Raw genomic sequence first — 25,494 nt, 5'->3', positions numbered from 1 at the left:
CATGTCCGCGATCGTTTGCTCCCATGTCGACAAGGCCTATGGCGCCACCACGGTGATCCGCGATCTCAATCTCTCGATCGAGGAGCACGAATTCGTCGTGTTCCTCGGCCCGTCCGGCTGCGGCAAGTCGACCTTGCTCAGGATGCTGGCGGGGCTGGAGGACATTAGCGGCGGCGAGGTATCGATCGGCGGCAAGGTGGTCAACGACCTCGATCCGGGCGATCGCGGCATCGCCATGGTGTTCCAGAACTACGCGCTCTATCCGCATATGAGCATCTTCGACAACATCGCCTTCGGGCTGCGGCGCCAGAAGGTGCCGGCGCCGGAAATCCGCAAGCGGGTCGAAGCGGTGTCGAGGACGCTGGGGCTGGACCCCTATCTCGGCCGCAAGCCGGCCGAGCTCTCCGGCGGCCAGCAGCAGCGCGTGGCGATCGCCCGGGCCATGATCAAGACGCCCAAGGTGTTCCTGTTCGACGAGCCCTTGTCCAATCTCGACGCCAAATTGCGCAACCATATGCGCGTCGAGATCGCGCGGCTGCACCAGTCGCTCAAGACCACCACCGTCTATGTCACCCATGACCAGCTTGAGGCGATGACGCTCGCCGACCGTATCGTGCTGCTCAAGGATGGCATCATCGAGCAAATCGGCTCGCCGGCGGAAATCTATGGGCGGCCGGGCAATATGTTCGTGGCCGGCTTCATCGGCACGCCGAACATGAATTTTGTCGAAGTGACGGTCGGCCGGGCCGGGAACGGCTGGACGCTGACCGGCGCCGGAACGGTACTTTCGATAGACGGGGCGGGCTTTCATCTCCAGCCGGGCGATCGCGCCGTGCTGGGCATCCGGCCCCCGGACCTGAAGACAGCCAGTGCGGGCGCGACCGGCCTATTGCAAGGCACTGCCGATCTCATCGAATTCCACGGCAATGACGCGCTGGTGACATTTGGCTCCGGCGGCAAGGAGATCAGCGCACTGGTTCCGGCGCGCGACTGCCCGGTGCTGCATGCTCCCGTCCGCTATATGTTCGAGGAGGAGGCGATCCACCTGTTCGACGCAACATCGGGCGCGTCCCTGCGCAAGCAATAGCGCAAAAGTCTACCGGATCGCGTCGAGCATCTGCCGCTGCCGATGCATTTCGAGGAAAATCCGGTAGTCGCGATCGAAGCGGCCGCTAGCGGCCGGGTTGGCGGCGCGTGTCCTGCCGCCCTGCTGCATGGCGAGGCAGGCGGCGTTGAGATCGCGGAAAATCCCGGCCGCGGTCGCCGCCACCATGCCGGTACCGAGCAGCACCGCTTCGTCGGCCAACGGCTCGACCACCGTGCAGCCGGTGGCGTCGGCGTAGAGCTCCATCAAGAGCGGGTTCTTGGTATGGCCGCCAGTGACATGCAGCGTATCGATCAGATAGCCATTCTCGTTCAGCGCCTCCAGCACATGGCGCACACCGAGCGCGATGCCGACGGCGGTGCGCCAGTAGAGTTTGCACAGGCTGTCGAAGGACGAATCCAGCGTCAGCCCGCTGACGACGCCAACGGCATGCGGGTCGGCGAGCGGCGAGCGGTTGCCGTGGAAATCCGGCAGCACGTGCAACCTGGGGGCAAGGTTATCGCCCTCGGCGGCGCGCAGTTCGGCGACGCGCGCGGCGATCCTGGCATGCATGGCGGCGTTTGGCTCGCCGCCGGCGCCGTGCCAGCGGATGATGTGGTCGAGCAGCGCCCCGGTCGCCGACTGGCCGCCCTCCGACAGCCAGAGCTTCGGCAGTGCGGCGCCATAGTAGGGGCCCCAGACGCCGGCGAAAGGCTGCGGGTCGGGCGACATCGCCATGACGCAGCTCGATGTGCCGGCGATCAGCGCCAGATGGCGGCCGATATTCCGGTCGTCGCCGGCAAAGCCGCCGAGCACGCCAAGCGCGCCGGCATAGGCATCGATGACGCCCGCGCCGACGCGGCAGTTTTCGGTCAGGCCGAGTTCTGCCGCTGCCCGGGCCGTCAACGGGCCGATATCAGCACCAACCGGGCTTGCTTTTTCGGGTAGATTGCCGTGCTCGAAAAGATCGTCGAGGCCGACGAGTTCGAAGAAATCGCGTTGCCACGCGGTTTCCTGGTGCGCGAGATAAGTCCATTTCGCAGTCAGCGTGCATTGCGAGCGGGCCAGCGAGCCCGTTGCCTGCCAGGTCAAGAAATCTGCCAGGTCGAATAAATAGCCGGCTTCATTCCACGTGCCGGGCAGATTGCGCTTCAGCCACATCAGCTTCGGCGTCGCCATCTCGGGCGACATGACGCCGCCGATGTAATTGAGCACCTCGTGGCCGCTGGCCGTGCATTCGTCGGCCTCTGCAATGGCGCGGTGATCGAGCCAGACAATGGTGTCCCAGCGCTTGTCGCCGGTGGTCGACACACTGAGCTGGCCGCCTTGCCTGTCACGCACGAGCAGCGAACAGGTGGCATCGAAGGAGATACCGGCGACATCCTCGGCGGCGACGCCGGCCTTTTCCCGCGCGGCACGCACGGCGGCGCAGACAGCGGACCAGATATCGCGTGAATCATGCTCGGCATGATCGGGCTTCGGCTGGTTCATGGCGATCGGCCGCTCGGCACGGCCCAGCAAGGTGCCACTGGCGTCGAGAATGCCCGCGCGAGCGCTCCCGGTGCCGACATCGACCGCGCAGACAAACTGTTTCGTCAAGATGCTCTAACTCTCGCTCCCAGGTCTGCAATCAGATCGGGCAATTGCAGCATGTCAGCGAATATAAAGTCCGGTTCGGTCGACGCAAGCCGCGCTTTCAATCCCGGATTGCCGGCGTGCGCGCCGCCAGTGAAGGCGAAGACACGCATGTCGGCCGCGCGCGCCGCAGCGACACCGGTCGGGCTGTCCTCGATGACGAGGCAGTTTCGCGGTTGCGCCCGCATGGCGACAGCCGCGTGGAGGAAAAGGTCCGGTGCCGGCTTGCCCCTGGCAACCATGGCGGCGCTGAACAGATGCGGCTCCATCAGCGTGAGCAGGCCGGTGACGTCGAGCGCGTAACGAATCCGTTCCAGCGTGCCGGAAGAGGCGACGCAGTAGGGCAGGCCGAGCTTCGGCAGCATCTGCTTGACGCCAGGGATCGGTTTCAGCTCCTCATGGAACTTTCGCATGAGGTCGACGCGCATGGCGGTGAGATGCTGATCGGTGATCTCCAGGCCGAAGTCGCGGCCAAGGATCTCGCGCACGCTCTTCATGCTCCTGCCGAGGAAATGCTCGTAGGCGGCGTCTTCACTGAGACTGCCGCCAGCAAGTTCGATCATGCCGAGCAGCGCCGAGACCGAGAGCGCCTCGCTGTCGACCAGCACGCCGTCGCAGTCGAAGATGACCAGTTCAGGCGTCATGGTGCCGGCTGGCTCTCAGAGCTTGCCGGCGAGGTAGCGCGTCAGCGTGGCGCGCGTGCCATTAGCCCAGAGCGCGTTGAGCGCGTGGGCGAAAGCCTCGACGAAGGCGGTCGCGCGGCCGACATCGCCGTAAATATCGTCCATCGCAAGCCAGGCGGCGGGCGCGTCCTTTGCCGCTTTTGCCGTTGCCTGCAGCCGGTCCCAGCTCGGGTCGTTGGGCTCGATGACCGCTCCGCTGTCCGTCGTGCCGAAGCAGTAGCGACACCACAGCGCCGATTCCAGCGCCAGACCGGCAACGCCTTTGCCCGCCTTCAGCCGATCGGCGATGGTCGGGATGATAAATTTCGGCTGGCGGTTGGAGCCGTCGAGGCAGAGGCGGCGCACCGTGTCGCCGATCTTGGGATTGGAGAAGCGTTTCTCGATGAGCTGGTAATAGTCTTCCAGCACCGTGTCCGGCACCGGCGGCACGGTCGGGATGATCTCGTCATGTTCGAGCTTGTCGAGGAAGCCGCGCACCAGCGGTTCCTGCATCGCCTCATGGACGAAGTGGATGTCCATCAGCCCGGCCGGATAGGCGATGGTGGCGTGGCCGCCATTGAGGATGCGGATCTTCATCAGCTCGTAAGGGGCGACATCCCTGACGAACTGCACGCCGACCTTTTCCAGCGGTGGGCGCCCATCGGTGAAATGATCTTCCAGCACCCATTGCCGGAACGGCTCGCAAAACACCGGCCAATTGTCCTCGAGGCCGAAATCGTCGGCGAGGATCCTGCGCTCTCGGTCGCTGGTCGCCGGCGTGATGCGGTCGACCATGGCGTTCGGGAAGGCGACGTGGTCGCCGACCCAACTCGCCAGGTCCTCGTCGATCAGGCGGGCGAGCCCGATCACACCATCCGACGTGACATGGCCGTTGTGGGGAATGTTGTCGCAGGACATGACCGTGAACGGCACGATGCCATCCTGGCGGCGGCGCACCAGTCCAGCCAGGATGATGCCGAACACTGTCTTTGGTGTGGCGCCCGGCTGCGCGTCGGCGACGATGTCGGGATGGGTCGGATTGAAGACGCCGGAGGCCGGGTCGATGAAATAGCCGCCTTCGGTGATGGTCAGCGATACGATCCTGATCGCCGGGTCGGCAAGCCGGTCGATGATGACGGCTGCGTCGCCCGGCATCAGGAAATCGATCATCGCGCCGGTGACGCGGGCACTCATGTGGCCTTCGTCCTGCTCGACCACGGTGGTCAGCCAGTCCTGCTCCTCTAGCTTGCCGCGGCCGATCTTCTCGCCGTCGAAGACGCCGGCGCCGACCAGCGCCCAATCATGGCCGATGCCCTGACCGAACAGGTCGTCGAGATAGACGGCCTGATGCGAGCGGTGAAAATTGCCGACGCCGAAATGCACGATGCCGGCTTTCAGCGCCGACCGGTCATAGTTCGGCCCTGTGACCTTGGACGGAAGGCTGGCGAGGCTGGAGGAAGAGAGTTTCACGGTCATCTGCTTTACCCTTTGGCCGATTTGCAGCCCGACTGTTTCGCCTCCTTCGGGAGGGCGAGGGTGAGGGGCCGCAGCTGGTTTTCCAGTATGCTGCCCCTCACCCGCCCCCGCGGCGCCTTCTCCGGAGGAAAAGAGAAAAGCGCCTTCCCCCTCAATTCATCCCTTTCAACTCATCCATTGGCCGCCATCGACATTGTAGGTCTGGGCGACGATGTATTCGGCCTCGTCGCTGGCGAGGAACACGGCCATGCCGGCGAGGTCTTCCGGCCTGCCCATGCGGCCATACGGCACACCCTCACCGACCAGCCGTTTCTTTTCGCCCTTCGGCCGGTTCTCGTATTTGGCGAACAAGGCATCGACCTCGTCCCACATGTCGCTGTCGACGACGCCGGGCGCGATGCCGTTGACGTTGATGCGGTGCTTGATCAGGTCGAGCCCGGCCGACTGGGTCAGCGAGATGACGGCGGCCTTGGTGGCGCAGTACACCGCGACCAGCGGCTCGCCGCGACGCCCGGCCTGGCTCGCCATGTTGATGATCCTGCCGCCCTTGCCGCGCGCGATCATCGAGCGGCTTGCTGCCTGCAGCATGAACAGCGTACCGGCGACATTGACGGAGAACAGCTTTTCGTAGCTTGCCCGAGAGATCTCCACGATCGGCGCTAGGTCGAACAGAGCGGCGTTGTTGATCAGGATATCGAGACCGCCGGTCCTGCTCTCCACCGCCTTGACCGCGGCATCGATGGATGCCTGGTCGGTGACGTCAAGCTTTAGCGCATAGGCATGGTCGCCGATTTCAGCCGCGGTCTTGCGCGCTGCGTCGAGATTGATATCGGCAATCGCCACCGTGGCGCCCTCGCGCACATAGGCTTCGGCGAAGGCTCTGCCGATGCCACGCGCCGATCCCGTGATCAGCGCCGATTTACCTTGCAGCCTCACCGTCGCATCCTTCACTGGGCCATCGCTTTTCCGTCAGCGCCGAAGCGATGCAACTTGGCCTTGTCGGGCGTGAGATAGATGGTGTCGCCATGGCGGACGCTGAGTTCGCCGTCGGCGCGCACCGTCAGCGGCCCGACGCCATCGGCTTGAACGTGCAGGAACGTGTCGGACCCCAGATGCTCGGCAACGCCGACCGTCGCCTTCCAGTCGCCAGCTGTCGTCGAGATCTGCATATGTTCGGGCCGGATGCCGATCGTCTTGGCGCGGTATTTGTCAGCCGGCGCGCCCTCGATCAGGTTCATCTTCGGCGAGCCGATGAAACCGGCGACGAACAGGTTGCGCGGCGTCTTGTAGAGCTCCATCGGCGAGCCGACCTGCTCGATGTTGCCGGCGTTGAGCACGACGATCTTGTCGGCCATGGTCATGGCCTCGACCTGGTCGTGGGTGACGTAGATCATCGTCGTCTTGAGCTGATGGTGCAGTTCGCTGATTTCGAGCCGCATGGTGCCGCGCAGTGCGGCGTCGAGGTTGGACAGCGGTTCGTCGAACAGGAAGGCCGAGGGCTGGCGCACGATGGCGCGGCCGATGGCGACGCGCTGGCGCTGGCCGCCGGAGAGCTGGCCGGGACGGCGTTCGAGATAGTTGGTGAGGTTCAGCACGCGCGCCGCGTCCTTCACCTTCCTATCGATGGTCGCCTGGTCCTCGCCCGCCATCTTCAGCGGGAAGGCGATGTTCTTGGCCACGGTCATATGCGGGTAGAGCGCATAGGACTGGAACACCATGGCGAGCTTGCGCTTGGCCGGCGCCTCGCCGGTGACGTCACGGCCATCGATGTTGATGGTGCCGCCGCTGGTGTCCTCCAGCCCGGCGATCAGCCGCAGCAATGTCGACTTGCCGCAGCCCGACGGGCCGACGAAGACGACGAACTCGCCATTCTCGATCACCAGGTCGAGACCGGGGATGATGGACGTCGATCCAAAGGATTTGGAGACGTTCTTGAGGGTGATGTTTCCCATGGTTTCCTCCCGGAGAGCTGTTTTTTGCCGATTGCTTCAGGCAATTTCCGTTACTTCACCGCACCAAAGGTCAGGCCGCGCACCAGTTGCTTCTGGCTGAACCAGCCCATGATCAGGATCGGCGCGATGGCCAGCGTCGAGGCCGCCGAAAGCTTGGCCCAGAACAGGCCTTGCGGACTGGAGAAGGAACTGATGAAGGCGGTGAGCGGGGCTGCGTCCGTGGTGGTCAGCCGGATCGTCCAGAACGCCTCGTTCCAGGCCAGGATGATGTTGAGCAGCATGGTCGAGGCGATGCCCGGCACCGCCATCGGCGTCAGCACGTAGATGATCTCGTTCCACAGCGACGCGCCGTCCATGCGGGCCGCTTCCAGGATCTCGCCGGGGATCTCGCGGAAGTAGGTGTAGAGCATCCACACCACGATCGGCAGGTTGATCAGCATCAGCATGACCATCAGGCCGATGCGCGAGTCCAGCAGGCCGAGATCGCGGAAAATCAGGTAGATCGGAAACAGCACGGCGACCGCCGGCATCATCTTGGTGGACAGCATCCACATCAGGATGTCCTTGGTCCGCTTGGTCGGCGAAAACGCCATCGACCATGCCGCCGGAATGGCGACCAGGAGCGCCAGGATGGTCGAACCGACGGAGAGCAGCACCGAGTTCAGGAAGAACTTGAAATAGCCGCTCTGCGCCTGGACTTCGGCATAGCTCTCGAAGGTTCCGGACGGGATCAGGTTGAAACCCTGGATCGCTTCCTGCTCCGACTTGAACGAGGTGATGATCGTATAGAGGATCGGGAAGAAGATCAGCAGGGCGACGATCCAGGCGGCGACGGTCGCGATTGTCTTGTGCTGGGTGGTGACTGCGCGTGCCATCTTATCCTCCCTTACTTGTCCAGGTTCTTGCCGACGGCGCGCATGGCGAAGAAGGCGACGATGTTGGCGAGAATGACGGCGATCACACCGCCCGCGGATGCCTGGCCGATTTTGAACTCCAGCAGCGCCTTCTGGTAGACGAGGAAGGGCAGGTTGGTGGAGGCGTAGCCGGGGCCGCCATTGGTGGTGACCAGGATCTCGGCATAGATCGAGAGCAGGAAGATCGTCTGGATCAGGATGACCACGGTGATCGCGCGCGACATGTGCGGCAGCGTCAGATAGATGAAGCGGCTGATGAAGCCGGCGCCGTCCATTTCGGCGGCTTCCTTCTGCTCGGCGTCGAGCGACTGCAGAGCGGTGAGCAGGATCAATGTCGCGAAAGGCAGCCACTGCCAGGCGACGATGATGATGATCGCCGTCATCGGATGCTGCCCGAACCAGTCGATCGGTTGTGCCCCGAAGAAGCGCGCTATGTCGGCGAAGACGCCATATTGCGGGTGCATGATCATGTTCTTCCACACCAGTGCTGCCACCGGCGGCATGACGAAGAACGGCGAAATGACGAGAATGCGCACGATCCCTTGGCCCCACATCGGCTGATCGATGAGCAGCGCCAGCAGGATGCCGCCGATCACCGTGATCAGCAGCACGCTGACCACCAGGACAAGCGTGTTGAGGATCGATTGCAGGAAAGCCGGATTGGAATAGAACAGCGCGTAGTTCGAGAGGCCGACGAAGCCATCGCGAACCGGATTGAGCGGGTTGTACTGCTGGAAGGAGAACCACAGCGTGAGAGCGAGCGGAACAACCATCCAGACCAGCAGCAGCACCACGGATGGCGCCATCATGAAGCGGGCAAGCGAACGGGTCTGCTGAGTAGCCATGACGGTCACCCTTCAAGGATCAAACTGAATTTCAGAGGCGTTGAAGGCGGCCGCCCGAACTGGGTTTCGGGCGGCCGTTGCCGGTCATGGTCGTCGGCCGGCATTCGGCACCGGGAGGAGCCTTACTTGATATAACCGCCCTCGGTCATTGTCGCGGTCGCGGCGTCCTGGGCCTGCTTCAGCGCATCGTCGACGCTCGACTGACCGGCGAGAGCCGCCGAGAAGAGCTGGCCGACGGTGGTGCCAAGGCCCTGGAACTCAGGGATGGCGACGAACTGCACGCCGACATAGGGCACCGGCTTGACGGTCGGATGCGTCGGGTCGGCGGCGTTGATGGAGTCCAGCGTCATCTTGGCGAACGGCGCCGCCTTCTGGTACTCGGGATTGGCGTAGAGCGAGGAGCGCGTGCCCGGAGGAACGTTGGCCCAGCCTTCCTTCGACGCGACGAGCTCCGCATAGTGCTTGCTGGTTGCCCACGACACGAACTTCTCGGCCGCATCAGCCTTCTGCGTACCAGCGGGGATGGCCAGCGACCAGGCCCACAGCCAGTTGCCGCGCTTGCCGAGGCCGTTATCCGGCGCCAGGGCATAGCCGACCTTGTCGGCGACCTGCGAGGCCTTCGGATCGGAAACGAAGGACGCCGCGACGGTGGCGTCGATCCACATGCCGCACTTGCCCTGCTGGAAGAGCGCCAGGTTCTCGTTGAAGCCGTTGGAGGACGCACCCTCGGGGCCATCGGCCTTCATCAGATCGACGTAGAATTGCAGCGTGTTCTTCCACTCGGGCTGGTCGAACTGCGGCTTCCAGTCCATGTCGAACCAGCGGGCGCCGAACGAGTTCGACATGGCGGTCAGGAAGGCCATGTTCTCGCCCCAGCCGGCCTTGCCGCGCAGGCAGACGCCGTTCACGCCGTTGGCGCGGTCGGTCATCTTGTCGGCGGCCTGCTTGATGAAGTCCCAGGTCGGCGCGTCGGGCATCTTGAGCCCAGCCTTCTCCATCAGGTCCTTGCGGTACATGACGAAGGAGCTTTCGCCGTAGAAGGGCGCGGCATAGAGCTTGCCGTCGACCGAGAGGCCGCCGGCGATGGCCGGGATGATATCCTTGACGTCGTAGTCGGCGCCGAGCTTGTCGAGCGGCAAGAGCCAGCTCTGCTTGGCCCAGATCGGAACCTCGTAGGTGCCGATGGTCATCACGTCATACTGGCCGCCCTTGGTGGCGATGTCGGTGGTGACGCGCTCGCGCAGCACGTTCTCTTCGAGCGTGACCCAGTTGAGCTGGATGTCGGGGTTGGCCTTGGTGAAGTCGTCGGTCAGCTTCTGCATGCGGACCATATCGCCATTGTTGACGGTGGCGATGGTGATGGATTCGGCGTGTGCGGCGAACGCAAGCGCGCTGGCGGACAACAAGCCCAGGGTGAGCGTGCGAAGTTTCATCAAATTCCTCCCATAAACCAAGATGAGCATTTGCCTTGGCTGTGAGCAATTACTCAGTTAGTCTTAATTATGTCAAGCCGGATTCGATGCTGCAGCGCAGCACGCTACCGGCGAATGGCGACGGAGATTGGCGACAGGGCTCGGATTGCCGCCCCCTGGAGTCCAGGCGACGGGCCCAAAGCCTCTCAAACGATATGTGGTTTTCTTGGCCGGTCTTGGTCTGCTTGTCTGCCGGTCAGCAGGCGATCTCGGCCAGCAGCCAGTCGCGGAAGGCGCGGATCTTGGGCACGTTGCGGCGCGCCTCGGGGTAGACCAGCCAGTAGGCGTGCCCGTCGTCGCCGACCAGATCGAACGGCTGGATCAGCCGGCCGTCGGCGAGTTCGGCCTTGAACAGCGCCCTGGTCAGGATCGCCACCCCGTGGCCCGATATGGCCGCGTTGGCTTCATAGGCCTGGGCGCCCATGCTGCTGCCGGGACGCTTGGCAAGGTCGTGACTGTGCACGCCGGCGGCTTCGAACCATTGCGTCCACCAGATATCGCTGGGATCGAGGATCGGCAGCTTAAGCAGATCGGCCGGTTCGTTGACGCCGCCGATGCTCGCCGCGAGCTTGGGGCTCAGCATCGGCGTGAAGTCGGCATCGAGCAGCTTGTAAGCTTCCAACCCCGGCCATTTGCCGCCGCCCGAACGGATGGCGAGATCGACATCCTCGCGGGCGAAATCCGTCAGCCGGCTCGACGTCTCGAGCCGCACGGCAAGCGACGGATGCGCGATCTGGAACGCGCCGAGATGATGCGCCAGCCAGTTGGAGGCAAAGGTCAGCACCGTGGTGACACACAACAGCCCCTCCGCGCCGCCGCGCGCGGCGGCATAGGCCTGGCCAAGAATGGCAAAGGCCTCGCTGACAGCCGGCGCCAGGCGCTGGCCCGCTTCGGTCAGTTCGATCTGTCGCGGCCGGCGCAGGAACAGCGGTGCGCCGACGCGCTCCTCCAGCACCTTGATCTGATAGCTGACCGCCGCTTGCGTCATGGCGAGTTCCCCGGCGGCCTTGGTGAAGGAAAGATGCCGCGCCACCGCCTCGAACACCCGGATCGCTTGCAACGGCGGCAGTTGCGAAACCTGCGGCGCGCTGAGGTCAGGCATAAAGCCTCCTTATGGGTCGTTATCGACGTTCGATTGGCAAAGGCGACCGGCAAGGCCGACATTGATGCTCAACCCGTCATTCGGGTTCAGGATAACGAAGGTTGACGATCATGACCATGGCGCAGCAAAAATGCACTCCCGCTCCCGATCATCGCTGGATTTCGTGGCTCGCGGACGGATTTGGCTGGTTCGCGGTTAGAAAAAGGCCGCATCTCGACATCAGGGACCTGTCGCCGCATCTGCTGCGCGACCTCGGTTTTCTCGACGGCAACGACCCTTTCGGCCGGCATCAATAGCCTTGCTGGCTTTATCGCCAAGCCGTCAAATGCTGGCCAGCAGGGCGGCCGCCGTGCGCTCATCGGTAATGAGCCCGTTGACCAGCCGGCGGTTGACGGCCGCCAGGATGCCGGGCAGCTTGCGCTCGCCCATGGCAAGCGCGATGACGAGCGACTTCTCGCGTGACGGCAGCGCCGCCGACGACACCCGGTCATTGGTGATGCCTTCGATCATGCGGCCCTCGCGATCGAACACCCAGCCGACGATTTCGGCGACGCCGCCGGCTTTCTGCAAGGCTTTCAGCTCGCTTTCGGAAATGAAGCCATCCTCGTAGAGCGGCGCCTTCGGGCCAAGGTCGCCAATGCCGATGAAGGTGACATCGGCCTCGGCGGCAAGCGCCAGCGTCGGCTGGATCATCGGCTGGTTGAGCAGCATCTCGCGCTCCTGCGGCGAGGATGCGATGACCGGCAGCGGCATCGGGAAGGACCGCGCCTTGACCCTGTCGGCCATGGTGAAGATGACGTTGTAGAAGGCGGCCGAACCGTCCGGCGAGATGTTTCCGGTCAAGGACACCACCTTGTGCTGCGGGCATTCCATCGGCGGCAATTGCTCGATCGCCGCCTTCAGCGTGCGCCCAGTGCCGATGCCCATGACGATCGGCGTCGGCGACCGCAGCCGCCGCTCGATCTCGGCGGCCGCCGCTTCGGCGATGCCGATGGTGGTGGAGGATGAATTGGGGTCGCTCGGCACCACCTCGACAAGGTCGAGCGCGAAGCGCGATTTCAGCCGCGCGGCAAGGTCCAGGCAGTTGGCGATCGGATGATCGACGCGAACCTTGATCAGGCCTTCCGACACCGCCAGGGATACCAGCCGCTGCGCCGTCTGCCTCGATATGCCGAGCGTGGCGGCGATCTGGTCCTGTGTGTTGCCGGCAACATAATAGAGCCAGCCGGCGCGCGCCGCGTCGTCCAGCCTGTTGCTGCCGCCATCCTGCCGGGTATTCACGTCCTGCCTCCCGAACCCGCCGGTCACCAGGCGGTCCATATCACTTTCGCAGGGAATGGCCGCCTGCGCAATTGTCAATCTCAAGAGCAAATGCTTGCGCCGATGCACCCGAGGTTTTCTCCGCCAACATCAGGCCAGGGCAAGCGCGGCTGGTTCCGTATCCACCAGAAGGCATGTTCCATGCCCGGCAAAGGTTTATCTCCCGGCGCAAACCCTTTAAGGGATCGCAAAAAGGAGCGCTGCATGACACCGAAGGCGGTTTTCTGGGACATGGACGGCACGCTGGTCGACAGCGAACCGCTGCACGCGGCGGCCCTCATTGCAGCGATGCGCAATGCCGGCCTCACGCCGCCTGACGATCTGCACGAGCGTGTGCTCGGCGTCGCCGCCTGGCCGGTCTACGAAATGATGCGCGGCGAGTTCGGGCTGCAACTGCCCTTCGACGAATGGATCGTTCACAAATATGAGCATTACCTGCCGTTGGTCGAGGGACTGAAGCCGCGCCCTGGCGCGATCGAGGTCTTCAACGAATTGCGCGCGCTCGGCGTACAGCAGGCAGTGGTCTCCAATTCGGACCGGATGATCGTCGACGCCAACCTGCGCATGGTCGGCCTCACCTATCCCGGCATGAAGACGATCAGCCGCAACGACGTGCGGGAAGGCAAGCCGCACGCCGAGCCTTTCCTGCGTGCCGCCTATCTGGCCGACGTTGATCCCGCACACGCCGTCGCGGTCGACGACAGCTGGCCGGGCGCCATGGCGGGGCTGGCGGCGGGAATGAAGACCATCTTCTGGCCTGAAAAGCCGATGGAAGGACCGCCCGGGGCAATTGTCATCAACAGCGCCGCGGAATTGCGGGCTCAACTCGGACTGTAGCCCTCAGTTCCGGTACGCCGGCTCCTGTTCGTCGAGGATCGCCTTCAACTCGGCGAGATGACGTTCGGCTTGGCCTGGATAATCGTCCATCTCGCTCGCCGCCTTCTCGGCGATCGCGTCGGAGAGCGTGCGCAACGGCCGGCCGGTCCAGAGCGCCTTGATGTAGGTCTCGGCGGCGCGCTCGAAATAGAACATGCGGTTGAAGGCGTCGGCGACGGTGTCGCCGATGACCAGCACGCCATGGTTGCCCATGACCATTACCTTGACCTTGGGGTCGGCGAGAAGCTGCGAGCAGCGCTCGCCCTCTTCCTCGAAGGCCAGCCCGCCATAATGCGCGTCGACGACGTGACGGTTGAAGAACATCGCCGAATTCTGGTCGATCGGCGGCAGAGTCGAGTCGGCAAGCGAGGCCAGCACGGTGGCGTGGATCGAATGGACATGCATGACGCAGCGCGCGTGCGGCACATTGCGATGGACGGCGCCATGCAGGCCCCATGCCGTCGGGTCTGGTGCATTCGGCCCCGAAAGCGTGTCGGGGTCGTTGGCGTCGATTTCGATCAGGTCGCTCGCCTTGATGCGCGAGAAATGCACTTGGTTCGGGTTCATCAGGAACCTGGTGCCGTCATCATTGACTGCCAGCGAAAAATGATTGGCCACCGCTTCGTGCATGTTGAGCCGCGCCGTCCAACGGAAGGCGCATGCGAGATCGACGCGCTCTTCGTAGAAGGGCAGGTTGGTCAGCGTCTCCTTCTGCAGGCGGGCAATGCTCATCTTAAAAATCCTCCGGTTTCGGCAAGAATGCCGCGCTCCGCTGGTGCCCGCAACCGCTTTCGCTTGGTGCAGAAGGCCAGTTATGCCGCCGTGCTTGCGGCGCCCACGGTCCGCAATCCGCCATGCTCGACGATGAAATCGATGACCTCCTGCAACCCCTTGCCGCGCGAAAGATCGGTGAAGCCGAACGGCCGCTTGCCGCGCATGCGTCCGGCATCGCTCTCCATGACGTCGAGATTGACGTTCACATAGGGCGCAAGGTCGCTCTTGTTGATGATGAGGAAATCGGAGCGCGTGATCGCCGGGCCGCCTTTGCGCGGGATCTCTTCGCCCTGGCAGACCGAGATGACATAGAGCGTCAGGTCGGCGAGATCAGGCGAGAAGGTGGCGGCCAGGTTGTCGCCGCCGGATTCGATGAAGATGATGTCGAGATCGGGGAATTTGCGGTTCAGCTCGGCGATAGCCTGCAAATTGATCGACGCGTCCTCGCGGATGGCCGTGTGCGGACAGCCGCCGGTCTCGACGCCGACGATGCGCTCTTCGGGCAGCGCCTGCAGCCGGGCCAGCATCATGGCGTCTTCCCTGGTGTAGATGTCGTTGGTGACGACGGCGATGGAAAACTCGTCGCGCAGCGCCTTGCAGAGTTTTTCGGTGAGCGTCGTCTTGCCGGAACCCACGGGGCCGCCAATGCCGATGCGAAGAGGACCGTTAGCTTGTGTCATGTCGGAAACTCCGTGATGGCGAGAACCGCGAAACTAAGCCCGATCAGCAGGCACAGCGGCGAATAGAGAATGGTATCGAGCCGCGCGAAAGGCTGTTGCGGCGCCAGCCGGCGCCACCAGGGCGTGAAACCGGCGATGCCGCGCCCCAGGAACACCAGACCGATCAGCATCGAGGTGGCGGCAAGCCCCTCCTTTGGAAAGGGCGAGGCAAAGAAACCGATGAGCGCCAGCGGCCACAGCGTTGCCAGGCCAAGGCAAGCGGCAACGGCGAAGCTGGCGAACGGCGTCGGCATTTCGTCGACGCCGCGAAAGCCGACGACGGCGTGGGCGCAGGACGCGGCATCCCTGCCCGGCCAGATGCCGCCGATGCCCCAATAGACATGCAGTGCCGTGATCAGCAGCAGGACCAATGACAGGACGAAGGCGAGGAGGATCATGAGCGGAACAGTCGCGAATACTGGGTTTCGTGCATCATCGCCATGATGTCGGAGACGAAGGCGCAGCCGCCGAGATCGTCCGATGTCGAGCGGGATACGCGGGCGGCGGTCGAGAGCGCCAGCGGCTCGAAGCCGGCAAGCAGCGTCGTGGCCTCGTTCTGGCCGATGACGCCGAGCCGGATCGCAGCCTGGCCGAGGTTGGAGAAGAAGGCCTGCAGGAAGGCGGACAGCGCGTCCCGCAGCGCAATGCCATTGCCGCCGGCGACAGTGCCGACAGCGACGCTATAGGCGCATTCGGCCGGCAAGCGCTCCAGCGCGGCATTGGGCCAGGCGCCGGCCGCTTTGAGGAAGGCCGCACCTTGCAGCATGGTCTCGGTGTGGCGTTCGCGCGAGCCGGCCAATGCCTCGGCCAATGCTGCGACTTCGGTCAGATCGCCGCCTTCGCGGGCGCGGCGCCAGCTCTCTGCGAACAGCACGGCGTCGTTCCAGCCCGAACCCATTTCGACCAGCGTCTCCAGCCAGCCGGCAAGGCCAGCGGCATCGGTCACCAACCCATCATGCACCGCGCGCTCCAGGCCATGGCTATAGGCAAAGCCGCCGACCGGGAAGGCCGGCGACAGCCATGCCATCAGCCGCAGCAGGGCGATGCCGGAGGGCTGGTCAGTCATGATGATGATCGTGATGCGAATGCGCGTGGCTGTGCGAATGGGATTCGCCGTGGCCATGGCTGTGCGCTTCGGCATGGCTGTGCGCATGGCCATGATCGTGCCCTCCTGAATAGGCGCCGCGCACCGGTTTGAACGGCTCGGAGACCTCGCGCACCGTGGCTCCGAGCCCCTCCAGCATCGCCTTGATGACGTGGTCGCGCAGGATGAGGATGCGGTGCGCCTCGATGCCGGCCGCGAGATGGCGGTTGCCGATATGCCAGGCGAGTTCGGCCAGATGCACGGCGTCGCGGGCGCGGATGTCATAGACCTCTTCGGGCGCCGCGATGATCTCGATATGGCCGCCATCCTCCAGCAGGAGCCGGTCGCCGTCGTTGAGGGCGACAGGTTCGGGCAGGTCGACGAGCACCTTGCTGCCGTCGGCAAGTTCGATGGCGCGGCGGCGCAGATGCCGCTCGTCATGGGCGAGAACGGCACGGCCGGATGGTGCAGTGGCTCCTACACTGCCAGCAGGCAGCACCGAGACGGCGCGTGGAAATTTGGTGAAGTCGGTGTTGATGTTGAGCTTCATTTCATGGAGCCTCCTTAGAGCGCCGCGCGTCCTCTTGGACGCGCAAAGGACGCTCTAATACTTTGAATCTATGCATCGTGCTTTCCGAAAATCGATTCCGATTTTCGGGCCGATGCATTGGCTTGCGCCCGCGCACGGGCAGGCCGCGACAACACGCGGTCGAAATAGGCGTTGACGCGGTCGGAGTCGATCGCGAACCGGCCGGCACGCGCCCAGCCGCCCATGTCGCCAAGCAGCACATCGACGGCCGAGAACCGGTCGCCGAGTGCAAACGTTTTGTCTCCAAGCCTGCGCTCCAGCGCCTTGACTTCCGACGCAAAATCATAGGCCGCGGCGGGGCCGACATCGACCCGCACTTCCCTGGGCAAGAGGAAGCGATGGCGCAATTTGTTCCACAGCGGCGCCTCGAACTCCGACTGTGCGAAGTGCATCCAGGAATCCATCTCGGCACGGCCGGCGATCCCAGGATTGGCGCCCAGGCCTTTGTCGGCGTGCTTGTCGGCGAGATAGACACAGATCGCCGCCGAATCCGTCACCGTCAGCTCGCCGTCGATGAGGATCGGCACCTTGCCCGACGGATTGAGCGCATAGGCTTCCGGCGAGCGTAGCTTGACCTCGACGAATTCATAGGGCTGCCCGAGCTCCTCCAGCATCCAGAGGACGCGACTGACCCGGGAGCCACGCGATCCGACGGCCTTGTACATCATTGAACCTGCCTTTCCCCGGAACTCTAGATCATCGGCCGATCTCATACGATCGTGTCGAAGAGCCGCAGGATGAACGATATCTGATAGATCAGCGCGGCCGCGACGAAGGCGATGTGGAAGCGGCGGTCGCGCACCAGGATCGCGGCGATGCAAAACGCGACGAAGACCGGCGTGCGGAACAGATATTCGTTGCCGAAGCGGGCGAAATGCTCGGGACCTTTCAACAGCGTGTCGATGATATCGAGCAGATAGGTCGCCGCCAGCAGTCCGAAGAACCAGGCGCGGCGCGAATAGAAGAAATCCTCGTAGCTGGTGTAGTCGAGCATCGAGTCCGGAAACAGCATCGCGCAGAGCAGGAACAGCGTGATGGCGTAGAAAATGATGAAAAGATATTTGCCGAAGGTCCACGTTTCGATGGCGTAGAGGCCGAACTCCCACCACCAGAAATGCACCAGCATCAACAGCACCGAGGCGACCCAGGCCAGATGCACGGGATAGAGCCGGTACTGGCCAGGATGCTGGACGATGCGCGCCACCCCCGACAGCAAACGGGCGACGCCAAGCCCGATCACCATGCCCATGACGATGCGGATATGCGGGAAAATGTCGTGGGCGGAGGCTATTTCGGTGGCCATGACGAACGCTCGCCGGGGGATGGAACGTCCGTCAGAACCACTATCTGTCTATTCTCGCATAAGGTTGTCCGAAGACCACGGTGATCCTGGGAAATAGTCATCGTCTAAAATTTCCTTGATCCCATAGGGGCAATCGACAGGGAAATCCCGATCCCTCAGGCCTGTTTCGTCCTGTGCCTTCAATCTTGCTATCTTGAACTCTCGATCGAGCACCTGCGCAGGATATGTTCTGAGGCTCGGACTCTCATCAAGCAGTCCCGCAATCCGAAGCCGTTGCTCCCGAATTGTCAGCAACCAGCCCGTTTTGCGCTGCTCAGGCTGAAACTCCCATTTCAGCAAGTGAAGGACCAAAGTGCCGAGCCTGCTCGCAATTTCCCTTTTGTCGCTCCGCCCCAAGCTCTCGATCTCCTCAGCAACATTCTCACGATCGATGTCGGAAAGACGACCTTCGCGCAGCAGCGCGCCCTGTTCGGCGCACCACTGAGCATAGTCGGCCTCGTAGGGCGTCAATTGCTGTTTGCGGAATATCTTGTTCATTGAGGACATATTGCTCCCAAAGCGTACGATTTCCAAGTCCGCGAAGAACGAGTGGGCCTATTCGGACAGCCCCGCACAACCTACTCACCGCCGCATTTAACGAAGGCCATGGCTCGCGATAATCCTATCAAAACAGAAAATACCGCTGCGCCATCGGCAGCACGGTCGCCGGCTCGCAGGTCAAGAGTTCGCCGTCGGCGCGTACCTCGTAGGTTTCCGGATCGACCTCGATATGCGGCGTGGCGTCGTTGAGCACCATCGAGTGCTTGCCGATGCCGCCGCGCGTGTTTTCGACGGCGACGAATTGCTTGTCGACGCCGAGCCTGCCGTGCAAACCTGATTCGAGCGCGGCCTTCGAGACGAAAGTCACGGACGAGTTGGTCCGGGCTTTGCCATAGGCGCCGAACATCGGCCGGTAGTGCATCGGCTGCGGCGTCGGGATCGAGGCGTTGGGATCGCCCATCGGGGCGGCGGCGATCATGCCGCCGATCAGCACCATATCCGGCTTGACGCCGAAGAAGGCCGGATTCCACAGCACCAGGTCGGCGCGTTTGCCGACCGCGATCGAGCCGATCTCCTTCGACAGCCCGTGCGCGATGGCCGGATTGATGGTGTATTTGGCGATATAGCGGCGGACGCGGAAATTGTCGTTGTCGCCGGTCTCCTGCGGCAATGACCCGCGCTGGCGCTTCATCTTGTCGGCGGTCTGCCAGGTGCGGATCGCCACCTCGCCGACGCGACCCATGGCCTGGCTGTCCGACGAGATGATCGAGAAGGCGCCTATGTCGTGCAGGATGTCCTCGGCCGCGATGGTCTCCTTGCGGATGCGGCTTTCGGCAAAGGCGATGTCCTCGGGGATCGACGGCGACAGATGATGGCAGACCATCAGCATGTCGAGATGCTCGGCCAGCGTGTTGACCGTGTAGGGCCGTGTCGGGTTGGTCGAGGACGGGATGACGTTGGGCAGGCCACAGACCTTGATGATATCCGGTGCATGGCCGCCGCCGGCGCCCTCGGTGTGGAAGGCGTGGATGGTGCGGCCCTTGATGGCCGCCACGGTGTTCTCGACAAAGCCGGATTCGTTGAGCGTATCGGTGTGGATCATGACCTGCACGTCGTAGTCGTCGGCGACCGACAGGCAGCAGTCGATTGCCGCCGGCGTCGTGCCCCAGTCCTCGTGGAGCTTGAGCGAGCAAGCGCCGCCCAGCACCATCTCTTCGAGTGCTGCAGGCAGAGAGGCGTTGCCCTTGCCCGACAGGCCGATATTCATCGGGAAGGCGTCGAAGGACTGGATCATGCGCGCCATGTGCCATGGCCCCGGCGTGCAGGTGGTGGCCAGCGTGCCATGCGCCGGGCCGGTGCCGCCGCCGAGCATGGTGGTGATGCCCGACATCAGCGCCTCCTCGATCTGCTGCGGGCAGATGAAGTGGATATGCGCGTCGAAGCCACCGGCGGTGAGGATCTTGCCCTCGCCGGCGATGATTTCCGTGCCGGGACCGATGATGATGGTGACGCCATCCTGCGTATCGGGATTGCCGGCCTTGCCTATTGCCGCGATGCGGCCATCCCTGAGGCCGATATCGGCCTTGAAGATGCCGGCGCTGGCATCGATCACCAGCGCGTTGGTGATGACGGTGTCGACCGCGCCTTGAGCACGGGAAACCTGGCTCTGGCCCATGCCGTCGCGAATGACCTTGCCGCCGCCGAATTTCACCTCCTCGCCATGAATGGTGAAATCCTTCTCGACCTCGATGATCAGCTCGGTGTCGGCAAGCCGCACTTTGTCGCCAACGGTCGGGCCATACATCTGGGCGTAGGCGGCACGGGTTAGTCTGGCCATCAGCGATTGCTCCCGAAATGCGGTGTGATCGAAGCCCAGCTACACATTGTCGCCATCCAATAGTCACGCAATGACCCGCTCGGCGACACCTTCTGAACCCATTTGGCGGTTGAGGTTGGGGCGCCACCCCAAAACGACCGTTTGCCAAAACGATGGAAGGAAAATCCATGCGCAAAACGATAGTTCTTGCAACTGCCGCCACCCTGATGCTGGTTGGTGCCGCCAGTGCCCAGCAGCAGCCCGCGCAACAGCCCGCTCCAAGCGCGCCGGCTCCAGCCGCCCCTGGCGGTCAGCAGGCCGCGCCGGCGATCCAGAGCGTCAACGTCATCGACATCAGCGAGTTGCCGAAGGACACGCAGACGCAGGTCAACCAGGTGATCGCGCAGCGTGGCGACGCAGGCCTGCAGAAACTGCGCAGTTCGATCGACGCCACCCCCAAGGTGAAATCCGCCCTCCAGGCCAAGGGAATGACCTCGGCTCAAGTGGTCGCGGCCAGCATGGAGCCGAATGGCGCGCTGACCCTGATCACCAAGAAAGCGAGTTAAAGACCCGGCGTGGCGGGCCGGTATCCGGTCCGCCCGCCGAATCGTGACGGGAACCGTGGCAGAGCCGGAGTCGTTTCGTTTCCTGAGCGTCGAAACAAACCGCGAAAGTGGACGATGACCGACACCAACTTGCCCGATGTCCGTTGGCTGCACGCCGTTGCCGCAGCTGCGTTTCTGGTGGTGAGTCTCCCCCCGGCGGCGCTGAACGCGCAGGGCCTTCAAAGTCCGGAGACCGTCGACCGCATCGTCGGCTCGCACGTCAACCAGGAAGAGGCCAAGACGACCGCCGAGATTGGAAAGGTCAATTCGGCGATCGACCGCACGCGTGAAAATATCAGCACGGTGCGCAAGACATCCAAGCTCGACAAGGTCGATATCGTGTTCCTGACCGACGCGGCGCGCAGCGAGGGCGGCCCGCCACCGGCCATCGAGAACAAGGTTCGGCAGCATCAGGACGATGTTACCGAACTGCGCAAGGAGATCGAAGCCAACGCCCTGCTCTTCAATGCCATCGAGTCGCGGCGCGTGCTTGCCGAGGACGTTCTCGCCGTCGAGTTCGACGATCCCGGAAAGATCGTCATCTATGCGGCCGCCAAACCGTCTGGCTGAGCCGAAGGCATCGTTTGCTTTCAGGTTTGCCCCGAAGCCGTTGGCCGGCCTTGCGCACCAGGCATGAGACGCCCTCACAGCTTGCCCATCACCTTCTGCTGAAATCCATAGACCTCGCGCTTGCCGCCGAGCGGCACCAGCGTGACGTCGCGTTCCTGCCCCGGTTCGAAGCGCGTGGCGGTGCCGGCGGCGATGTCGAGGCGCATGCCGCGCGCGCGCTCGCGGTCGAATTTCAGCGCCTCGTTGGTTTCGAAGAAATGGTAGTGGCTGCCGACCTGGACCGGGCGGTCGCCACTGTTGGCGACTTTCAGGGTGACGGTCGGCAGACCCTTGTTGAGTTCGATGTCGCCTCGAGCAGGGATGATTTCGCCGGGGATCATGGGACCTCACACGACGCCGAAGGCGAGGCCGACGCCGATCGCCGCGCAGGCGGCACCCGCGATACGGGCCACACCACGGAACCTCAGGCCGAGGCTCAGACCAGCGGCGATGCCGATGGCATGGAGCAGCACGGTGGCGATGGCAAAGCCGGTCATATATTCGAGCCCGCCGGCATTTTCCGGCACTTCCGTGCCATGGGCGTGGCCGTGAAACAGCGCGAACAGACCGATGATGGCGACACTGGCCGAAACGGGCAGATCGACCGCCAACGCCACCAGCAGTCCAACCGCCACGACGGAGGCCAGTATCCCCGGCTCGACGAACGGCAACGGCATATGAGCCATACCAAGGGCCGCGCCACCGAGCATGACGGCGACGAACGCCGCAGGCCAGGCCCAGATCGCCTTGCCGCCCTTGAGGGCCGCCCACAGACCGACAGCGAGCATCACCGTCATATGGTCGAGGCCGGACAGCGGATGCGTGAAGCCGGCCATGAAGGAGGATGTCGTGCCAATGCCGACATGGGCGTAGGCAGGCATGGCTGCCGCCACGAGCAGTGTCGCCGAGAGGCACAGGCGTTTGACAGGGATCATTTTACTTGCCTTTCGTTTGCGGTGTCAGGCGGCCCTGCGGGGGCCGCAGCCCTCGGCCTTGAGCACGCGTTTGGTCGAAGCCGGATATTTCTTCAGCATCGCGGCCGGGCGAATCGGCCGGGCTGTAAAATTGCCGCCGCAGTTTGGGCAGACGCCGCCAAGCACGTTTTCGACGCAGCCGGCGCAGAAGGTGCACTCGAAGGTGCAGATCAGCGCATCCTTCGCTTCCGGCGGCAGATCCTTGTCACAGCATTCGCAGTTCGGGCGCAGCTCAAGCATTTTTTTCCTCACCGGATCGGTTCGTGCACGGTCACCAGCTTGGTGCCGTCGGGAAAAGTCACTTCCACCTGCACGTCATGGATCATCTCGGCGATGCCTTCCATCACCTGCGCGCGGCTGACGACATGAGCGCCGGCCTCCATCAGCTCGGCGACCGGGCGGCCATCGCGGGCGCCCTCGACGACGAAATCGGTGATCAGCGCGATGGCTTCCGGATGGTTGAGCTTGACGCCGCGCTCGAGCCGCTTGCGCGCCACGATCGCCGCCATGGCGATCAGCAGCTTGTCCTTTTCCCTTGGCGTCAGGTTCATGCGTCTTCCTGAAATGATGCGGCCACAGTCACAGTGACCATAATTTGGGCAACCCCGCCCTTCCGTTGAGCAATTCGACGAGCGGGACCAGCCGCTGGCGCAGGTGGTAGCCGTCCCCGGCGTAAAGCCTCGCAAGAAGCTTGCCAGATGTCTTCACTGTCCAGACGCTGGCGCCGCCCCGGTCGCCAATGATCTCCCGAACCGGGTCGAGCAAGGCTTCCGCGCGCGGCGACACCAGCAGCAGCGTAGCCACGGCGATCGCGCCGCCTGATGTCGCCGGACGGGCCAGAGTGTCGGCGATATCGGGTCCGATGCGGAAATCCTCGGCATGAATGAGAATTCCTTCCCTGCGGATACGCCAGCGGTCGCGAAAAGTGCCCTGCGCGGCACGTTCGCCCATGGCCAGGCGGCCGAAAACGGCCGCTTCCAGCACCAGCGCCTCGGCCCCCACGGCAAGCTCGACATCCAACGTACGAACAAACGCGGCGCGGTCGAAGACGATGGTTTCCTGCGGCAACCAGGCGATGCTGCCGTTCTGACCGACGGTCAGCTTGACCCGCACTTCGGCATGGTCCGACGCAGCGCGATAGACTTTTTCGCAGGCCTGGGTCGTTATCGTGGCGCTGGCATCCGCGCCGACATCGACATCCCAGCCGAGGCGGTCGCCGCCGGTCAGCCCGCCGGCGGTGTTGATCAGGACCGCCTCCAGCGGACCGGCCGAAACGGCCGGCAGCCTTATCTTGGCGGAGCCGTCCTGATAGAGGCGCCGCAGCCGCGTGTGTCCGTCGATGCTGGCGCAACCAAGCTGCGCCTTGCCGGCCGCACGCTGGGCCAGCTTACCCGAGAACTTCGTATTTTCGATCGTATCCACGCCGTCAGGTTAAGCACTGTGGCGCTTTTGTCGACATATAGCTTGTTGCTTGATGACGTTTCCGTTTCTATAGAGGGAACCACCTTGGTACGGTCAGGCGACGCTTGGCGGGGGTATAAGGCGAAGATCGCGGCCTGCTATCGAGGACAAGAAGACGCTGTTCAGCGTCGGAAACGACAAGTGGGGAAGAAACCGAATGGCTGACCAGCTGGCAACGGACATCATCGAGAAGATCAAGGCCCATGCCGAGCCGGGCGGCGAGGAAATCACCACCACGACCGAATTGACGGCGCTGGGCATCCATTCGCTGGAGCTGACCGAGATCATCTTCGACCTCGAGGAGCAATATGGCATCGAGATCGAGATGAACACGGTCGACGCCTGGAGCAATCTGAAGAATGTCGGCGACATGGTTGAGGCCGTTCGCGCTCTGATCGCGAAAAAAGCCTGACCGAATGCTGAAGCGCGTCGTCATTACCGGCATCGGCGGGCTGTGCGGATTGGGCACCGATGCACAGGCAATCTGGGCCGAGATGCGGGCCGGCCGATCGGCGATCGGGCCCATCGACAATCCCTTCCTGCACGATCTGAAGGTCAAGACCGGCTGCGAGATCAAGGCGCTGCCGGATCACGGCATCGAGCGCAAGCAACTGGTGTCGATGGACCGCTTCAGCCTGCTGGCGGTGCTCGCGGCGAAAGAAGCCATGCGGCAGTCCGGATTGGCTCCGCATGCGGACAATACCTATCGGATGGGAACCATTGTCGGTGTTGGCGTCTGCGGGTTCGAGACGGTCGAGGAGAACTATCGCGCCATCCTGATCGAGGGCAAGAATCGCGCCGGCATCTTCACCGTTCCCAGGGTCATGCCGGGCGCCGCCTCCGGCCAGATCAGCATGCATCTGGGTTTGCGCGGACCGGTGTTCGGCGTCACGTCGGCCTGTTCGTCGGCCAATCATGCCATCGCATCGGCGGTCGACCAGATCAGGCTCGGCCGCGCCGACGTCATGGTGGCCGGCGGCACCGAGGCGCCGCTGGTGTGGGGCGTGCTGAAGGGCTGGGAGGCACTGCGTGTGTTGTCGCCCGACACGTGCAGGCCATTTTCTGCCGACCGCCAGGGCTTGGTGCTGGGCGAGGGTGCCGGCATGGCGGTTCTGGAAAGCTACGACCATGCGATGGCGCGCGGCGCCACCATTTTGGCCGAGATCGCCGGCGCCGGCCTTTCGGCCGATGCCTCGGACATAGTCGCGCCTACCGTCGAGGGACCGGAAGCGGCGATGCGCTTCTGCCTGGCCGATGCCGGGCTCAATCCCCAGGATGTCGACTACCTCAACGCGCACGGCACCGGCACCAAGGCCAACGACCAGATCGAGACCACCGCGATCAAGCGCGTCTTCGGCGACCATGCGCGGGCGCTCTCCGTCTCCTCGACCAAGTCGATGCATGCGCATTGCCTCGGCGCCTCGGGCGGGCTGGAGATGATCGCCTGCGTCATGGCGATCCGCGAAGGCGTTGTGCCGCCGACGGCAAATTACCGCGAGGCCGATCCCGACTGCGATCTTGACGTGACGCCGAATGTCGCGCGCGAGCGCAAGGTGCGCGCCGCCATCAGCAATAGCTTTGCCTTTGGCGGCACCAATGCGGTGCTGGCCTTCAAGGCCATCTAATCCTGGCGGTTACTACCTGCCCCGGGCGGTTACTACCTCCCGGGCGGTTACTACCTC

General features: G+C 63.6%; 31 protein-coding genes. 7 read left to right on the top strand and 24 right to left on the bottom strand.

What is annotated here, in order from left to right; all coding sequences use genetic code 11:
* The first annotated feature begins 1 nt into the window (after position 1).
* Complete coding sequence (locus LB543_RS28585; RefSeq protein ID WP_224616541.1) at positions 2–1,087, top strand: ABC transporter ATP-binding protein; 1,086 nt, start codon at positions 2–4, stop codon at positions 1,085–1,087.
* A gap of 9 nt (positions 1,088–1,096) precedes the next feature.
* Here LB543_RS28585 and LB543_RS28580 read toward each other — a convergent pair whose 3' ends face one another.
* The 9 genes from LB543_RS28580 to gcvA all read right to left on the bottom strand — a co-directional run bounded on the left by LB543_RS28580 (position 1,097) and on the right by gcvA (position 11,142).
* Positions 1,097–2,683 (bottom strand): FGGY-family carbohydrate kinase, encoded by a 1,587-nt coding sequence (locus LB543_RS28580; RefSeq protein WP_224616540.1) that lies wholly within the window; start codon positions 2,681–2,683, stop codon positions 1,097–1,099.
* Positions 2,680–3,363: an HAD family hydrolase gene (locus tag LB543_RS28575; protein ID WP_224616539.1), complete on the bottom strand. Its 684-nt coding sequence runs from the start codon at positions 3,361–3,363 to the stop codon at positions 2,680–2,682. Before LB543_RS28575 ends, LB543_RS28580 begins: the two co-directional genes overlap by 4 nt.
* Positions 3,364–3,378: 15 nt before the next feature.
* Complete coding sequence (locus tag LB543_RS28570) at positions 3,379–4,857, bottom strand: mannitol dehydrogenase family protein (protein ID WP_224616538.1); 1,479 nt, start codon at positions 4,855–4,857, stop codon at positions 3,379–3,381.
* Positions 4,858–5,022: 165 nt separating this feature from the next.
* The gene (locus tag LB543_RS28565) at positions 5,023–5,793 is read right to left on the bottom strand and encodes an L-iditol 2-dehydrogenase (protein ID WP_224616537.1); all 771 of its coding nucleotides are present in this window, start codon (positions 5,791–5,793) and stop codon (positions 5,023–5,025) included.
* Positions 5,794–5,804: 11 nt separating this feature from the next.
* Positions 5,805–6,809: an ABC transporter ATP-binding protein gene (locus LB543_RS28560; protein WP_224616536.1), complete on the bottom strand. Its 1,005-nt coding sequence runs from the start codon at positions 6,807–6,809 to the stop codon at positions 5,805–5,807.
* A gap of 50 nt (positions 6,810–6,859) precedes the next feature.
* On the bottom strand, positions 6,860–7,684 hold the full coding sequence (locus tag LB543_RS28555; protein WP_224616535.1) for a carbohydrate ABC transporter permease: 825 nt from the start codon (positions 7,682–7,684) through the stop codon (positions 6,860–6,862).
* 11 nt (positions 7,685–7,695) lie between these two features.
* A complete protein-coding gene (locus LB543_RS28550) occupies positions 7,696–8,568 on the bottom strand; it encodes a carbohydrate ABC transporter permease (protein WP_140757325.1) in 873 nt (290 codons plus the stop codon).
* A 122-nt stretch (positions 8,569–8,690) separates the two neighbouring features.
* A complete protein-coding gene (locus LB543_RS28545; RefSeq protein WP_224616534.1) occupies positions 8,691–10,001 on the bottom strand; it encodes an ABC transporter substrate-binding protein in 1,311 nt (436 codons plus the stop codon).
* Between the two features lie 235 nt (positions 10,002–10,236).
* Positions 10,237–11,142, bottom strand: coding sequence for a transcriptional regulator GcvA (gcvA, locus tag LB543_RS28540; protein ID WP_224616533.1), 906 nt, complete (start codon positions 11,140–11,142; stop codon positions 10,237–10,239).
* A gap of 110 nt (positions 11,143–11,252) precedes the next feature.
* Here gcvA and LB543_RS28535 point away from each other — a divergent pair, with 110 nt between their 5' ends.
* Positions 11,253–11,438 carry a hypothetical protein gene (locus LB543_RS28535; RefSeq protein ID WP_224616552.1) on the top strand — a complete coding sequence of 62 codons (186 nt, stop codon included), beginning with the start codon at positions 11,253–11,255 and terminating at the stop codon, positions 11,436–11,438.
* A gap of 25 nt (positions 11,439–11,463) precedes the next feature.
* Here LB543_RS28535 and LB543_RS28530 read toward each other — a convergent pair whose 3' ends face one another.
* Positions 11,464–12,423 (bottom strand): sugar-binding transcriptional regulator, encoded by a 960-nt coding sequence (locus LB543_RS28530; RefSeq protein WP_140757321.1) that lies wholly within the window; start codon positions 12,421–12,423, stop codon positions 11,464–11,466.
* A gap of 243 nt (positions 12,424–12,666) precedes the next feature.
* On the opposite strand from LB543_RS28530, the gene LB543_RS28525 reads away from it, so the two are divergent.
* A complete protein-coding gene (locus LB543_RS28525; protein WP_224616532.1) occupies positions 12,667–13,299 on the top strand; it encodes an HAD family hydrolase in 633 nt (210 codons plus the stop codon).
* Between the two features lie 3 nt (positions 13,300–13,302).
* Here LB543_RS28525 and LB543_RS28520 read toward each other — a convergent pair whose 3' ends face one another.
* The 9 genes from LB543_RS28520 to ureC all read right to left on the bottom strand — a co-directional run bounded on the left by LB543_RS28520 (position 13,303) and on the right by ureC (position 20,184).
* Positions 13,303–14,070: a class II aldolase and adducin N-terminal domain-containing protein gene (locus LB543_RS28520; RefSeq protein WP_140508265.1), complete on the bottom strand. Its 768-nt coding sequence runs from the start codon at positions 14,068–14,070 to the stop codon at positions 13,303–13,305.
* Positions 14,071–14,150: 80 nt separating this feature from the next.
* Complete coding sequence (gene ureG / locus LB543_RS28515; protein WP_224616531.1) at positions 14,151–14,792, bottom strand: urease accessory protein UreG; 642 nt, start codon at positions 14,790–14,792, stop codon at positions 14,151–14,153.
* Positions 14,789–15,229, bottom strand: a complete 441-nt coding sequence (locus LB543_RS28510; RefSeq protein WP_224616530.1) for a DUF3995 domain-containing protein — start codon at positions 15,227–15,229, stop codon at positions 14,789–14,791. The genes ureG and LB543_RS28510 overlap by 4 nt, the downstream gene beginning before the upstream one ends.
* Positions 15,226–15,897, bottom strand: coding sequence for an urease accessory protein UreF (locus LB543_RS28505; RefSeq protein ID WP_224616529.1), 672 nt, complete (start codon positions 15,895–15,897; stop codon positions 15,226–15,228). The genes LB543_RS28510 and LB543_RS28505 overlap by 4 nt, the downstream gene beginning before the upstream one ends.
* Positions 15,890–16,465, bottom strand: coding sequence for an urease accessory protein UreE (gene ureE, locus LB543_RS28500; RefSeq protein WP_224616528.1), 576 nt, complete (start codon positions 16,463–16,465; stop codon positions 15,890–15,892). Before ureE ends, LB543_RS28505 begins: the two co-directional genes overlap by 8 nt.
* 68 nt (positions 16,466–16,533) lie before the next feature.
* Entirely contained in the window at positions 16,534–17,169 is a 636-nt protein-coding gene (locus LB543_RS28495; protein WP_318013018.1) for a glutathione S-transferase family protein, read from the bottom strand.
* A 44-nt stretch (positions 17,170–17,213) separates the two neighbouring features.
* On the bottom strand, positions 17,214–17,807 hold the full coding sequence (locus tag LB543_RS28490) for a hypothetical protein (RefSeq protein WP_140757314.1): 594 nt from the start codon (positions 17,805–17,807) through the stop codon (positions 17,214–17,216).
* Positions 17,808–17,855: 48 nt separating this feature from the next.
* Positions 17,856–18,344: a DUF29 domain-containing protein gene (locus tag LB543_RS28485; RefSeq protein ID WP_140757313.1), complete on the bottom strand. Its 489-nt coding sequence runs from the start codon at positions 18,342–18,344 to the stop codon at positions 17,856–17,858.
* Positions 18,345–18,471: 127 nt separating this feature from the next.
* Positions 18,472–20,184 (bottom strand): urease subunit alpha, encoded by a 1,713-nt coding sequence (gene ureC / locus LB543_RS28480; RefSeq protein ID WP_140757312.1) that lies wholly within the window; start codon positions 20,182–20,184, stop codon positions 18,472–18,474.
* 167 nt (positions 20,185–20,351) lie between these two features.
* On the opposite strand from ureC, the gene LB543_RS28475 reads away from it, so the two are divergent.
* Both LB543_RS28475 and LB543_RS28470 read left to right on the top strand, forming a co-directional pair.
* Complete coding sequence (locus LB543_RS28475; RefSeq protein ID WP_140757311.1) at positions 20,352–20,729, top strand: hypothetical protein; 378 nt, start codon at positions 20,352–20,354, stop codon at positions 20,727–20,729.
* A 114-nt stretch (positions 20,730–20,843) separates the two neighbouring features.
* Entirely contained in the window at positions 20,844–21,338 is a 495-nt protein-coding gene (locus LB543_RS28470) for a hypothetical protein (protein WP_224616526.1), read from the top strand.
* Between the two features lie 74 nt (positions 21,339–21,412).
* On the opposite strand, the gene LB543_RS28465 is transcribed toward LB543_RS28470, so the two are convergent.
* The 5 genes from LB543_RS28465 to LB543_RS28445 are packed head-to-tail and all read right to left on the bottom strand — an operon-like array spanning position 21,413 to position 23,773.
* The gene (locus tag LB543_RS28465) at positions 21,413–21,718 is read right to left on the bottom strand and encodes an urease subunit beta (protein ID WP_224591126.1); all 306 of its coding nucleotides are present in this window, start codon (positions 21,716–21,718) and stop codon (positions 21,413–21,415) included.
* A gap of 6 nt (positions 21,719–21,724) precedes the next feature.
* On the bottom strand, positions 21,725–22,312 hold the full coding sequence (locus LB543_RS28460) for a HupE/UreJ family protein (protein WP_224616525.1): 588 nt from the start codon (positions 22,310–22,312) through the stop codon (positions 21,725–21,727).
* Between the two features lie 24 nt (positions 22,313–22,336).
* The gene (locus tag LB543_RS28455; RefSeq protein ID WP_149906915.1) at positions 22,337–22,591 is read right to left on the bottom strand and encodes a DUF1272 domain-containing protein; all 255 of its coding nucleotides are present in this window, start codon (positions 22,589–22,591) and stop codon (positions 22,337–22,339) included.
* An 8-nt stretch (positions 22,592–22,599) separates the two neighbouring features.
* Positions 22,600–22,902 carry an urease subunit gamma gene (locus tag LB543_RS28450; RefSeq protein ID WP_224616524.1) on the bottom strand — a complete coding sequence of 101 codons (303 nt, stop codon included), beginning with the start codon at positions 22,900–22,902 and terminating at the stop codon, positions 22,600–22,602.
* Between the two features lie 28 nt (positions 22,903–22,930).
* Entirely contained in the window at positions 22,931–23,773 is an 843-nt protein-coding gene (locus LB543_RS28445) for an urease accessory protein UreD (RefSeq protein ID WP_224616523.1), read from the bottom strand.
* A 196-nt stretch (positions 23,774–23,969) separates the two neighbouring features.
* On the opposite strand from LB543_RS28445, the gene LB543_RS28440 reads away from it, so the two are divergent.
* A complete protein-coding gene (locus tag LB543_RS28440; RefSeq protein WP_027145432.1) occupies positions 23,970–24,224 on the top strand; it encodes an acyl carrier protein in 255 nt (84 codons plus the stop codon).
* A gap of 4 nt (positions 24,225–24,228) precedes the next feature.
* Positions 24,229–25,437 carry a beta-ketoacyl-[acyl-carrier-protein] synthase family protein gene (locus LB543_RS28435; RefSeq protein WP_224616522.1) on the top strand — a complete coding sequence of 403 codons (1,209 nt, stop codon included), beginning with the start codon at positions 24,229–24,231 and terminating at the stop codon, positions 25,435–25,437.
* The last annotated feature ends 57 nt before the right edge of the window (positions 25,438–25,494 follow it).

It is taken from the genome of Mesorhizobium sp. ESP7-2 (genome assembly GCF_020164715.1).
GTDB lineage: Bacteria > Pseudomonadota > Alphaproteobacteria > Rhizobiales > Rhizobiaceae > Mesorhizobium.
This window is presented reverse-complemented; position numbering and strand designations above follow the sequence as displayed.

Coding starts and splice junctions, on each gene's coding strand:
- LB543_RS28585 (WP_224616541.1), top strand. CDS start 2: ATGTCCGCGATCGTTTGCTCCCATGTCGACAAGGCCTATGGCGCCACC.
- LB543_RS28575 (WP_224616539.1), bottom strand. CDS start 3,363: ATGACGCCTGAACTGGTCATCTTCGACTGCGACGGCGTGCTGGTCGAC.
- LB543_RS28570 (WP_224616538.1), bottom strand. CDS start 4,857: ATGACCGTGAAACTCTCTTCCTCCAGCCTCGCCAGCCTTCCGTCCAAG.
- LB543_RS28560 (WP_224616536.1), bottom strand. CDS start 6,809: ATGGGAAACATCACCCTCAAGAACGTCTCCAAATCCTTTGGATCGACG.
- LB543_RS28555 (WP_224616535.1), bottom strand. CDS start 7,684: ATGGCACGCGCAGTCACCACCCAGCACAAGACAATCGCGACCGTCGCC.
- LB543_RS28550 (WP_140757325.1), bottom strand. CDS start 8,568: ATGGCTACTCAGCAGACCCGTTCGCTTGCCCGCTTCATGATGGCGCCA.
- LB543_RS28545 (WP_224616534.1), bottom strand. CDS start 10,001: ATGAAACTTCGCACGCTCACCCTGGGCTTGTTGTCCGCCAGCGCGCTT.
- gcvA (WP_224616533.1), bottom strand. CDS start 11,142: ATGCCTGACCTCAGCGCGCCGCAGGTTTCGCAACTGCCGCCGTTGCAA.
- LB543_RS28535 (WP_224616552.1), top strand. CDS start 11,253: ATGACCATGGCGCAGCAAAAATGCACTCCCGCTCCCGATCATCGCTGG.
- LB543_RS28525 (WP_224616532.1), top strand. CDS start 12,667: ATGACACCGAAGGCGGTTTTCTGGGACATGGACGGCACGCTGGTCGAC.
- LB543_RS28520 (WP_140508265.1), bottom strand. CDS start 14,070: ATGAGCATTGCCCGCCTGCAGAAGGAGACGCTGACCAACCTGCCCTTC.
- ureG (WP_224616531.1), bottom strand. CDS start 14,792: ATGACACAAGCTAACGGTCCTCTTCGCATCGGCATTGGCGGCCCCGTG.
- LB543_RS28510 (WP_224616530.1), bottom strand. CDS start 15,229: ATGATCCTCCTCGCCTTCGTCCTGTCATTGGTCCTGCTGCTGATCACG.
- LB543_RS28505 (WP_224616529.1), bottom strand. CDS start 15,897: ATGACTGACCAGCCCTCCGGCATCGCCCTGCTGCGGCTGATGGCATGG.
- ureE (WP_224616528.1), bottom strand. CDS start 16,465: ATGAAGCTCAACATCAACACCGACTTCACCAAATTTCCACGCGCCGTC.
- LB543_RS28495 (WP_318013018.1), bottom strand. CDS start 17,169: ATGTACAAGGCCGTCGGATCGCGTGGCTCCCGGGTCAGTCGCGTCCTC.
- LB543_RS28490 (WP_140757314.1), bottom strand. CDS start 17,807: ATGGCCACCGAAATAGCCTCCGCCCACGACATTTTCCCGCATATCCGC.
- LB543_RS28485 (WP_140757313.1), bottom strand. CDS start 18,344: ATGAACAAGATATTCCGCAAACAGCAATTGACGCCCTACGAGGCCGAC.
- ureC (WP_140757312.1), bottom strand. CDS start 20,184: ATGGCCAGACTAACCCGTGCCGCCTACGCCCAGATGTATGGCCCGACC.
- LB543_RS28475 (WP_140757311.1), top strand. CDS start 20,352: ATGCGCAAAACGATAGTTCTTGCAACTGCCGCCACCCTGATGCTGGTT.
- LB543_RS28470 (WP_224616526.1), top strand. CDS start 20,844: ATGACCGACACCAACTTGCCCGATGTCCGTTGGCTGCACGCCGTTGCC.
- LB543_RS28465 (WP_224591126.1), bottom strand. CDS start 21,718: ATGATCCCCGGCGAAATCATCCCTGCTCGAGGCGACATCGAACTCAAC.
- LB543_RS28460 (WP_224616525.1), bottom strand. CDS start 22,312: ATGATCCCTGTCAAACGCCTGTGCCTCTCGGCGACACTGCTCGTGGCG.
- LB543_RS28455 (WP_149906915.1), bottom strand. CDS start 22,591: ATGCTTGAGCTGCGCCCGAACTGCGAATGCTGTGACAAGGATCTGCCG.
- LB543_RS28450 (WP_224616524.1), bottom strand. CDS start 22,902: ATGAACCTGACGCCAAGGGAAAAGGACAAGCTGCTGATCGCCATGGCG.
- LB543_RS28440 (WP_027145432.1), top strand. CDS start 23,970: ATGGCTGACCAGCTGGCAACGGACATCATCGAGAAGATCAAGGCCCAT.
- LB543_RS28435 (WP_224616522.1), top strand. CDS start 24,229: ATGCTGAAGCGCGTCGTCATTACCGGCATCGGCGGGCTGTGCGGATTG.